The organism is Bacillus sp. TH19, assembly GCF_016651075.1.
GTDB classification, from domain to species: Bacteria; Bacillota; Bacilli; order Bacillales; family Bacillaceae_G; genus Bacillus_A; species Bacillus_A mycoides.
Map to the genome: position 1 here is coordinate 1 of NZ_JAEKEO010000015.1, position 12,096 is coordinate 12,096.

6 protein-coding genes and 2 pseudogenes are annotated in these 12,096 nt (G+C 32.6%); 2 read left to right on the forward strand and 6 right to left on the reverse strand.

The window, feature by feature from the left end; genetic code table 11:
* Nucleotides 1–404: 404 nt before the first annotated feature.
* Nucleotides 405–866, forward strand: a complete 462-nt coding sequence (locus JFU54_RS29045; protein WP_002032325.1) for a GNAT family N-acetyltransferase — start codon at nucleotides 405–407, stop codon at nucleotides 864–866.
* A 394-nt stretch (nucleotides 867–1,260) separates the two neighbouring features.
* Nucleotides 1,261–2,262, forward strand: coding sequence for an alpha/beta hydrolase (locus tag JFU54_RS29050; protein ID WP_002141898.1), 1,002 nt, complete (start codon nucleotides 1,261–1,263; stop codon nucleotides 2,260–2,262).
* A gap of 207 nt (nucleotides 2,263–2,469) precedes the next feature.
* Here JFU54_RS29050 and JFU54_RS29990 read toward each other — a convergent pair.
* The 6 genes and pseudogenes from JFU54_RS29990 to JFU54_RS29080 all read right to left on the reverse strand — a co-directional run.
* Nucleotides 2,470–2,932: pseudogene (locus JFU54_RS29990) on the reverse strand (MBL fold metallo-hydrolase); the annotation flags it as partial.
* Nucleotides 2,902–3,501, reverse strand: a complete 600-nt coding sequence (locus JFU54_RS29060; protein WP_201067635.1) for an undecaprenyl-diphosphatase — start codon at nucleotides 3,499–3,501, stop codon at nucleotides 2,902–2,904. The pseudogene JFU54_RS29990 and the gene JFU54_RS29060, both read right to left, overlap by 31 nt.
* Nucleotides 3,502–3,708: 207 nt before the next feature.
* On the reverse strand, nucleotides 3,709–3,876 hold the full coding sequence (locus JFU54_RS29065) for a type 2 periplasmic-binding domain-containing protein (protein ID WP_002141895.1): 168 nt from the start codon (nucleotides 3,874–3,876) through the stop codon (nucleotides 3,709–3,711).
* Nucleotides 3,877–4,149: 273 nt separating this feature from the next.
* Nucleotides 4,150–6,720 (reverse strand): type I pullulanase, encoded by a 2,571-nt coding sequence (gene pulA / locus JFU54_RS29070; protein ID WP_201067637.1) that lies wholly within the window; start codon nucleotides 6,718–6,720, stop codon nucleotides 4,150–4,152.
* A 482-nt stretch (nucleotides 6,721–7,202) separates the two neighbouring features.
* Complete coding sequence (locus JFU54_RS29075) at nucleotides 7,203–8,906, reverse strand: M4 family metallopeptidase (protein ID WP_002189703.1); 1,704 nt, start codon at nucleotides 8,904–8,906, stop codon at nucleotides 7,203–7,205.
* Between the two features lie 682 nt (nucleotides 8,907–9,588).
* Nucleotides 9,589–11,534 (reverse strand): annotated as a pseudogene (locus tag JFU54_RS29080) (bifunctional metallophosphatase/5'-nucleotidase).
* Nucleotides 11,535–12,096 lie beyond the last annotated feature (562 nt).

Below are 12,096 nucleotides of genomic sequence, written 5' to 3' on the forward strand. Positions count from 1 at the left end.
ATTAACCTGGTCAAGAAAGACCGGAACACATATTCAAAAACGTAATCGTTTTGAATATTGGCAAGGAAGTTATGGCTTTAGATAGCATTGAATGAGAGCATACAAATCCATGCTTATTTCGTAATTTCTATACAACAAATAAAAACCACCCTATTTGGATGGTTATATGTGTGCTTGTTAAATATGAAACTTCATTAAAGAATATGGAGGTTTATTGAAGTTGGTCGGATTCTCTAATAATAATATTGTGTTAAAAAGCCTAACTTATAATTTTATAAGTTAGGCTTTTATGCTATCTATAAGAAAAAGTTATAGAGACTCATAATATTTTATAATTTAACCTTTTGTATTTAAACAAGTAAAATAAAAGCAACAAGTGCATACATTAAGGAGGTTTTTTGATAGTGACAGAAACTATAACATTTAGGATTGCAACGGCAGATGATTTAGATGAAATTGTAAAAATGCTTGCTGATGATGTTTTAGGAAATAAAAGAGAGCGCTATGAAACACCACTCCCTGATAGTTATATAAGAGCATTTCATGCTATTGATTGTGATCCAAATAACGAGTTGATTGTAGCGTGTGATGGGACGGAGATTGTCGGTATTCAACAAATTACATTTACGCCTTACATTGTACGTCAAGGGGGTTGGAGAGCTACAATTGAGGGTGTACGGACAGCCTCATCAAAACGTGGTAAAGGTATAGGAAGTAAACTTATTAAATGGGCTATTCAACGTGCTAAATTACGGGGATGTCATTTAGTACAGTTAACAACAGATAAAGAACGACAAGAAGCTTTACACTTTTATAAGAAATTAGGTTTTAAAGATTCTCATGAAGGATTAAAACTCTTTCTCTAATGAATATAGCTATTTATATATCTAAAAGACGTATATTGTAAGGTTAATTAACTATAGGCTTCGAAAATCATGGTAACTATCACTGTATTAAATATACAAATTGACACATTGTCTTTCATATAAATTACGTCACTTCAAAAGGTGTACCTTTTGATACGAAAATAAGCAAGTTAATGTTCTCTTTTATGAATGAGAATATTAACTTGCTTTTTAGGTTTTTGTAAAAGATATTTATAGTTTTATTTTATTGATAGCTTTATAATATAATATACAAATTCTCCACCTGTTTTATAATTCAAGCATCTACTATTAGGAAAAGATAATATTTTACAATTAATTTACAGCATAAATTTTGTCCATCTTTTAGACGATATGTATTTTGGAGGAGGTTAATTTGATTTTTTCAAAACTCATTGATCGATACGCCTTGTATGATTTGCACAAAAAAAGAAGTGTAAAGTTCCAGTATACTTCTCTTTCTAACACCTCACTATATATAAAGGACATAGAATTTTTTTATAAAGTAAAACCATCTCATATTCATTTTAACATTAAGCATTTAAAACAAGAAAAGGAATACATGGTTGGACAATTCAAATATAAAAGCTCGGTTCAATCTGGTGATTCACGCAACGATTCTGTCACTGGGGAATTATTTTTACATAAAAATGAAGATGCACCTCATGTCATCTTTGTTCACGGTTGGAGAATGGATTCTAACGAACGTGTAAAAAAAATATTCCACGACCATATGACCAACTTGAAGTGGAATATGTATTATTTCACTTTACCATATCATTTTGACAGAAAACCGAACCAATCCCTATACAGTGGAGAGTACATGGTAAGTGCCAATGTTGAACGAACTGTAGAAGCAACTAAACAAGCGGTAGCTGATTTACGAACTTTGATCAAATGGATTAAAGCAAATAAAAATGGTCCCTTGATTTTAATAGGAATCAGTTTAGGTGGAGTTATTACTAACTTAACATCTCTTGTTGAACCAGAAATTGATGTGTTAGCATCCATTTTCTACGCGAATCGACTCTCTTATTCAATTTGGAAGACAAATCCAGGTAAATTTATTAGAGAAGACTTGGAACATCATGGTGTTACGTATGATGATTTAATAGCTTATTGGAAAATCACTGAACCGAGTCAAGCGTTACCAAAAGTAAAAAAAGAAAATATTTTATTAATTTCAGGTAAGCACGATCTATATGTGCACTCTGAGGATACGGACTATTTGTGGGAATCCTGGGAAAGACCTACGCGATATATTTATACATGTGGACATGCCGGGATTGTTCTTAAACGTAAAAAAATTGCAACTGATACTATCAATTTTATTCAGAATCGATTGAACTCCTCACACTTCCCCAAAGACATGCCTTAAATTATGAGATTACTAAGTAGGGGTAGTACCAACATTCGTACGCTAAGATTCTTTCAACATAAAGATTATTGATAACTTGTACGTGTCGGTAATGTTGGTGTTATTTTAAATACAAAGAGCATGTTTTAAAAAATGATAATAACATGCTCTAAACTTATCTATTTATTTTAATTTCTTAAAGATGTCTACAGGTAATATTGAAACATCTCATGTATTAAAAAGTGTTTTCTGCAGTGCTTTTATGTATCGATCTGCTGACTTTTGAACAGCAAGGTCCGCATGCTTTGACACGACTCGATGAAAAGCATTATAAATACGGTTGAATGGTAGCCCTTTTACTTTATCCATCATCTCTCTTACTTTACTAGCAGGAAGTAGAATCAGATTTGGATAACTGTGATATCTTTTTTATGATTTCTACCTTTCCAGTGTAAAACAGTTCCTCCTTTAAAATGACCTCCAATACGATTTAAAGTAATGCCATTTGTTAATTCAAAAGACTCGCCCGACCAAAATTTTTTTTGTTACCTGGACGTACTACCCATTCTTTTTCGTCTTCGTGGATGTAAATAGGTGCATTGAATGTATCGACCCATTCAACGTGTGTAGAATAATAATGAGGATGAGAAAGGGCTATACTCAAAATCCCTTTGATTTGTTTTTGGATGGTAAAACATGTTTCTCTACTCTTTCATATAGAGTAAGCAATTGCTTGATAAAAGAAAATTTCGGTACTAACCAATACGAAAATAACGCTGCAACACATCCTATTAAAGCCCCTATTGCAACATCAAAAGGATAATGAACCCCTACCCAAATACGAGAAATCGCTACACAAAATGCAAGTATAAGCCATAACCATCCAGTCTTTTTACGAACAAGCCAAAATGAAAAACAAATCGAAAAAAAGATAATCGTATGGTCACTAGGAAACGAATTATCTACAGCATGGTCAACAAGTTTATTAATATCAGGCAATACTGCAAACGGTTGATAATTCAAATGAAATTCCCCTGCTATTTTTCCAATCACCTCTGCAATCATAAAAGCAGCCATCGCTTGAATAATCATCATCCTACTTTTTCTGGACCCGGTAAACCAATAAGCTATAATAATTAAACCAAAAATATATACCATATATTCTGCCAAAAATACCATGGCTGAGTTTAGAAATGAATATTGTTTACCTAAATCATTAATTGCTCGAAAAATATCAATATTGAATTGAGAAAAAGACATTTTCCAATCCCTCCTTTAAAGTAAGGTGTTTAACTGATTGCCATATACTTTCATTACATGAATAGTTTTGATTATTGTAATCATCTAAAAATATCAACCTCTTATGACATCACTTTCTTCTTTTTCACTATAATAAAAAAAGAAAAAGGAAAACATCGAACTCTCTTACAAACATTCGTGCTTTCTTACAGTTTTGTCATTTTCTCGTCATTTTGTAAATGGATTCATCGTCTTGCCTTTCGCTATTTTCAAAAACTCTTGTAACTCTCGGTTTATATCGGTCTTTCGGTATGCAACGGCTAGTTCCGCAACAATTTTAGAATCGCATATTTCTTTGTAAACAACTTCTGATTGATATAATTTATTTGCAGACACCTATCCTCTGTTAATTAAATAAGAAAAGTTCATTTACACTACCTATACCTGCAACTATGGATACTTTAATTACAGATTAAAAAGGAGAAGAACCTGGATAAGTTCTTCTCCTTTTGTTTATTGTTTTTATTAAATTGTAATATAATTACAGTATGTGAAATTATATTACTTTAACTTTAAAAGCGAAGTGAAAACAACCTTCACTTCGCTTTTTTCATTTGCAATCCCTATTCAATTTGCTTAATTCAGTATATACTTTCACATTATTTGCTTTTATTTAATCGGTTTCTCTGTTTTTAAAACTAGTGAACTTAATGCAGGAACTTTAATTTTATTGTCATGGACAACGTAAAGTGTTTTACTTCCCGCCTGATTCTCGTTTACTAGCACTTTCCATGGACCTTTCGATGGAAGTGTTATGTCAACGGCTTCCCTATTTGCATTGTGAGCCACCATAAAGTATTCGCTTTTATTCCCACTTCCCTTTCCATCTATTGTATAAGCTACAACATTTTTGGGAACATCGATAAAAGCTACATACTTTTTAATTTGCTCTGCAGAAGTCATACGAAAAGCTGGGTATTTTTTGCGTAAATCTATTAAGCCCTTCATATACTCTACTTCATTATTAAATGCTGTACGGCGTAACCAATCCATCTGGTTAATAGAATCAGGAGATTTGTAACTATTATGATCACCATATTTTGTGCGCATAAACTCTTGTCCTGCATGTAAGAATGGAATACCTTGTGATGTTAATAAAATAGAAGAAGATAATTTATGCATTTGTTTTCGCATTTCTTCACTGTCACCTGAATTAGTCAACTCAAGTTTATCCCATAAAGTATGATTGTCATGTGCTTCCACATAAGTTAGCACCTGCTCCGGATCTTGATAAGTAGACGAATTTGTATCATAGTCAATACCGGCTGTAACGCCTTTTTTAATACGGTCTTCCATGTTTTCCTTTCCATTTACAAAGCCATTTTCTTTCTCCTCAAATACACTCCCTTTCAATCCATCACGTATATTATCGTTAAAATGAGCAATTCCATTCATTTTCTCCGCATTTTTTTGATTTGCTTTCAATTCAGCTGCAAGAGGTGTATTTAAATCCCAGCCTTCTCCATGCAGAATAATAGAAGGATCAATTTGATTAACAGCTTTACGTATCTCATTCATCGTTTCATAATCATGAATACCCATTAAATCAAAACGGAACCCATCTAAATTGTATTCTTTTGCCCAGTATGTGACGGAATCTACCATAAATTTTCTCATCATCTTTCGTTCTGAAGCGGTATCATTCCCTACTCCAGTTCCATTTGCTAATGTTCCGTCTTCATTATAACGATAATAGTAACCTGGAACTAACTTATGAAAATTTGATTCAGCGGCATTATACATATGGTTATATACTACGTCCATCACAACACGAAGATTATTATCATGCAATGTTTGAATCATTTGCTTTAATTCAGTTATTCGAACAGTTGGCTCAAAAGGATTTGTAGAATAGGAGCCCTCTGGGACGTTGAAATTTTTCGGGTCATATCCCCAGTTATATTGTGGTTCATTTAAATTCTCTTCATTTACTGAAGCATAATCAAATATCGGTAAAAACTGAACGTGAGTAACACCAAGATCTTTCATATGATCAAGTCCTGTTTTTACACCTTCAGGCCCTTTTGTTCCTTTTTCTGTTACACCTAAATATTTTCCTTTTTGCTTAATACCACTTTCAGGTTGAATGGAAAGATCGCGTACATGCAATTCATAAATAATAGCATCTTCCGGATTTTTAAATTTTGGCTTTTTATTTGCTTTCCATTTTTTCGGATTTGTTTCTTCTAAATCAACAACTGCACCTTTATCTCCATTTACAGAAGCAGCACGCACATACGGATCAACCGCTTCAGTCCACTTATCCCCAATTTTCACCTTATACGTATAAAAGAGACCTTTTTGGTTCCCTTTAAGTTCTGCTTTCCAAGTTCCCTTTTCACCTTGCTGCATGTTTATTTCAGTACCTATTTTATCGCTCCATTTTTTATATGTAACTAACTTCGCTTCACTCGCAGTAGGAGCCCATAAACGGAACTTTGTATGTTGCGGAGTATATATATTCCCTAAATCATTACCACCATAATAAAATAAATTATCAAATTCCTCGCTACGAATGACTTTACCGATTTCAGTATTCGCATCAGCTAAGTTTACTATTTTAACTTTGTATGTTTGTTTTAAATCAATTTTCTGTTCCGTAATTATTTTAACCTTATTAGTAATATCTCCACTATTTTTATCATAAGGACTAATTCCCTTAATTTTAACGCCTTCAATTTCAATTTTCTGTTCCTTAATATTAAACGGAATATTAGTATTTATAGTGATTTCATTAAAACTATCAATAGTAGCTTTTTGAATAGAGAGATCAGAAGAAGGCTTAGAATCATATACTTTTTCATCACCCGAAAGGATCCATACTTCAGCACGACCATCCCTTATATTTTCAACCCAGTGATCACCTCCATCTTTTTCCCATTCATTGGTACGAACTATAAACCCTACACGATTATAGTCACCATCTATTTTTATCTTAGCGTATTTTCCAAATTCATCTTCACCAGTAAATTCATAAGATTTACCGTTTGCATTTTCTCCCCATACCCAAAGATTCCAGTCTTTTGTATTTCCAGATTTCTCTTTGTAATGAATGATAACTTCAGTTGTTTTCGAATTTGAAACTGCCTTCACACTCTGAAAAGAGAAAACAGATGATAACATAACGATTATGGTAAGTAATAAAAACGATTTGTTAATTAATTTTTTTGTAATTTGCACCACATACACCCTTTCTTTAAATAGTACGAGCTATTTATTATGCTCATACTAAATTACACTGCTTAAATTAATGTAGAAATCTCTTTTACTTCACCCCCATATTGACTATTTTCACGTATGTATTTCAATGATCTTTTAATACGAAAACGTTTGCATTAATGCTTAAAAAAATAGATTTTTTTTCCTTAATATAGTTGTAAATACTAAAAGATCAGGGAAATCATTTTAAAGCAATCGTTTGTTATCGCTTTCATTTTATAGCACTTACTATTAAGAGGTCAATATATTATTAATTTTCTGTTTTTATATCCTTGAAATCTTATATATTTGTCGTAACTTATTGAAGATAGATGCCTGATTATTGCTTAGTAATTTTATTTTCACTAATACATTGCTACGTAAAAAATCAGCTAATATCCTTAAAATGACATTAGCTGTTTTTCATAATGTATTAATATACGAATAGAAACTATATTTCTAACTTACTTAATTTTTGCTGCATCAAATGCCTTTTGAACTGCTTGAACTTCAGCTGTATTCGCACCATATTTATTAGTTGCCACTCGAATACATGCTGATTTCAATTCTTTGAAATTAGATGTCATGTTTAACTCATCTGTATTTGCATAATAGAAAATATCAAACATTTTATCTTCACCAATTCCTTTAACAGTTACTCCGTTATGAGTTCCGCCTTTTGCAATGAGATACGCAACTTTATTAATAATACTTGAATTAAAATGAACGCCACCTTGATCCCATCCATTAAAATCGTTAAATTCACTGTAATCATCTGGATACGGTACTCCAAGTGAAGATGGAACAGAAGCTGGGTTTTCCATATCACGGAAAACAGATCCAGTTTGTTCGCCCATTGTCCAGTTAAAGCTTCCATTATTTACGTATTTCTCAATAGATGTTCCCATAATATCAGATAGCGCCTCATTAATCGCACCAGATTCACCGTAATATTCAAGATTAGATTCGCTAGAAGTAACAGCATGTGTAAATTCATGTCCAGCTACGTCATATGCCTTGACAATAGGATCGCCATATACAAGCATACTTCCATTATTAGCACTTAATGCATTTTGCCAATTTTTCGGATCGTTCGTATCTTCAGAATCCCAAGCATGTACAACTGAAACTACCTTTTGTCCCTTATTATCAAAACTATTACGCTTATATTTATCTTTATAAAAATCAAATACCTTTGTTGCTAAGTAATGAGCACTTACTGCTTTTGAATCGTTAAATGTTGTTGAAGTGCTGGTTGCTAGTGTACCAGGATAATAGCTTTCTTCTTTAGTAATATCTCTGTAATTCACATCATATGTTTCAATTCCTTGCCCTCTTGTATAATCAGCAAGTGCATATTTGCCATTACTTTGTTTAGAAATACCAAATGAACGAGATATACCTAAATCATCTTTTCCTGTTCCAGTTAATGATGTAAGACTACTTTTTTTACTTTCCTTTAAAGCTCCAACTAGTTTTTCACTTGCTTTTAAGTTAGATTCTTGTACCATATTTTTTAACATATCACCATTTTGTGCATTTACTAAATAAGTTCCGGAAACATAGTTTGGTGTTGCCGCTTCAAAGGTAACTTGGTATGCATTGCTAGCTTGTCCATTATTTTCATCAACAAAAATAACTTCCTTAACTTCTGGCTCAGAAATAAACTTGATATCGTTCCCGTACTTCGTATAAATATATTGTTTCGCTCCATCTTTTGATAGATTAATAGGCTTTTTCAATTCTTCTTGTTTTAAATTTTGCGCGCTATCGCCTGAAACACTTTTAATAACACCCTTATTATCTACGTGTGCAGTTAATTGATGGCCATATACTTCTTTTCCTTCGTATGTTTGCTGCATACGCACAAGTGTTGTTCCATCATACGAACCACGTTTTTGAAGAACTTTATAATCTACTCCTGTTTCTCCATTGACTTGATTTGGAGAAAGAGCTTGTTCAGCTTTCTCCTTAAGAGCATCTTTTACTACATTCTCTGGTGTTTTTTTTGACGGTTGTGTAAGTTCACCTGAACGGAATGAGTCCTCCTGAATTTGAACTTGAAGTTGATCTGTTTCCTCTGCATGACCTATTCCGTATGGTGCCACAGCTGTTAAAGCTAATCCTGTTGTTAATGCTACCTTAGTTAATGTCTTTGTGTTTTTCATTTTTTCACCTCGTATAATTTTTGAAATAGAAAGCTTGTACAAAGTATACTGTCTATTTATGTCGAAAAAAAGAGAAAATACAAAATTTATGTAATATTATGCAAAATTACATATATGTGGTCGATAAAATAAAAAATGAGCCCTTTTAGGTGCTCATCCAATTGGTTAGTCGTTAATTATCTATATTCATTCTAATCAAAGTACACTTATATCTTATTAACAACATAAAAAACCACTCTTTACTATTTTAAGAATTGTAGTCAAATACTTTAGTGAGGTGAGGCAACGCATATACAAGTTAGATTTTTCAATATAATTTTGTTATTTATGTCTATACCTGCATGGATTGTAACGTTTTGAGACTGCTGAAGTCTTATATGAGTTTCATCTTGTCAAAAATATCTTTCAAAGATAAATTTGTCTCCCCATTTAAATATAGAAAAGGACATATCTATTGCATGTTATTAACTTAAGGTATGTTCTTTTAAAGCATATTATAAATATACATAGTGAGAAATGAAACAATAATTATTCAAATGAAAAACCCCCTGAATTTTCAAAGCGAATCCAGGGGGTTTTTTACCGATGATTCTCTATATTTCCATACCAATCACAAACTTTTTTAGGATAATGGTATGTCCAAGTTTAATAGTTTTTTGCACGAGAGCCATCTTTTTTATATTTATTTAATTATCCTACTAAGTTTTTTGTAAAATTCACCTTTTCTTTTACATGATTAAACTGATTTGGATTAATATTAGCTTTTTGTGAGAGTGCTACAATCTCTTCTTTTGTAATTGAATCTTTAGTATTTATAGATGCTATATTTGTATATTTTCCATCTTCTGTTTTTGGGATTTCTAAAATCCCTTTATTTACAAGATCAACTACAGCCTTATGCTCTGAAGAATGTGTATCTACACCAGTAATTTTCCAATTATGCATAACTTTTGGCGTGTATACACCGTTCTTTACCTCTTTTAAATATGTAATAGCAAGGTTACGAATGGTTCCACCTGTTTCTCCGAATGCATTCTCTTGTTTAGATGACCAAGTTTGTTCAAATTTACGTCCCTCTAAAGCTCCCCCTTTTGCCTGAAGGGCCTCCATTCTATACGCATTCATTCCTAGCGTCATAACATCGCTCATTTTGATTGGTTTATTTGTACGAATAGAGCGTAAATTTGTAATTCTACTACCATATGGTTTTGTTAAGTCAATTTCGTATTTTACGCCTCCAAAGAAATCGTTCGTACTGTATTTAGACGCACGACGATTTTTATCAAAGCTAACTGTTACATCTCCGGCACGAGATGAGTTAAAATATCCTGCTGCCCATTCCATATAATCTTTTAAATCTTTTCCAGTTATCTTATATACTGTAATTTCTCCCAAAGCATATTGATAATTATAAGCAATATCTTTCTTCTTTATAGGACCTATATCCAAACGGGCATAATCATTATCAATTTGATGGGCTACTACATCCGCCTTACTGTAATGGAGCATGACTTCATGAAAGAAATCTGATAAAGGTGTCTCTTGAATCTGCACACTTGGAATACCCTTTATTTCATTTTCAGGAACAAGGTTTCTAGCCTTTAATTGGGCGACTACAACATTTGCATCTCCTCTCGCATACTCATGAAAAGGTGTTAGTGTTTCTTCAAGTGTAGAATCAGATAATACTGTAGTTCCATCAGCATTTTTTACAGGTATAGCGGTAGCTGTTTTATCTTTTAAAACAAGCTTCCCATCTTGCTTTGTAAAAGTAAGGTCAATACGTGAAATATGCGTTCCGTATTTATCTGGTTCTGTAATAATTACGCCATTTACAACTTCTTTTTTTACAAGTTTATGCATATGAGCTGCAAAAATAGCGCTTAGTTCCGGACAAGCATTCGCAATATCTTGAACACCAGTACCTGGGATTCCATTCTCATTTTCTAGTCCCATATGCATAACCCCTACCATTACATCTACTTTATCTTCTAATTCTTTAATAGCCTTTTTTGTCTCTTCTACTGGATTTTTCACTACTAAACCATCCAAATGATCTGTCCCTTTTTCAAAATCACTAATCATTGGTGTATTCATACCAATAATCCCGACTTTAATTCCACCTTTTTCAACAATCGTATATGCAGGAAGAAAACGCTCTCCATTTTCCTTATAAATATTTCCTGCTAACGTCTTTCCCTTGTATTGCTCACTAACTTTTTTCAATGTATCTAATCCAAAGTTGAATTCATGATTTCCAAATGCCCAGGCGTCATATCCCATTGTATTCATTGCTACCATCATTGGCGATTGTGGCTTATCGTTGAATAATTCTACTGAGTTTCCTTGAATTGTATCCCCGGCATCTACTAATATGGTATTTGGATTTTCTTGACGTACCTTCTTTATAACCGTATAAAGCTGCGTCAAACTTCCACTCATATTTGCTCCATCAAGCGCATAATCCCAAGGCATAAATCTACCATGAATATCTGCAGTACCTAACAATGTAATATTAACATTAGATTCCTCAGCCTTAGAAATAGCTGGTTTGACTGTTACTGCTGTTACAAGAAGCATAAGAATAATAAAATTGCATACATAGTTCTTCCATTTCATTTTTTGCATAATAACAATATTTCTCCCCTTTTTGTACTGTCATAAAGTTGCTTGAACTTTAAAAATGTAACTTATTATTCAGAGAAATTCAACTACAAAAGATAATTTTGGAGGTGGTTTTGCTGTGAAAATATAGAGAATAAAATGCATATATCCCCTAACAGAATAGTATTTTATCGTTTTCTAATAAAATACTTCTTCCTCCAACGTGTGAAGAGCGCTAAACCCACGGTAGATGTATACGTACTTTCAAAATTTTGGACATACAACTCATTTTCGGATTTTATTTCTAATTTTTTCCTTCTATATGAAAATACTGAGATCACTTCCAAAAATAATAACCCCGCTCTTCATTTAAGACGGGGTTACACTTATACAGCAAATCGGATTCAGATTTTTTTCAAATGTTCGTTTCCTCTTCAGGAGTAAAATCTGCTAGTTTCGTATTTTTTTCTGCTTATTGGTTGCTTTCAACTAAATTCATCATAATTTTAATCAGGACTTGTATTTTATCACTCGAATCCTTGATGCTATCCCAAATCGCTCAATAAATAGATAATGATTTTTACTG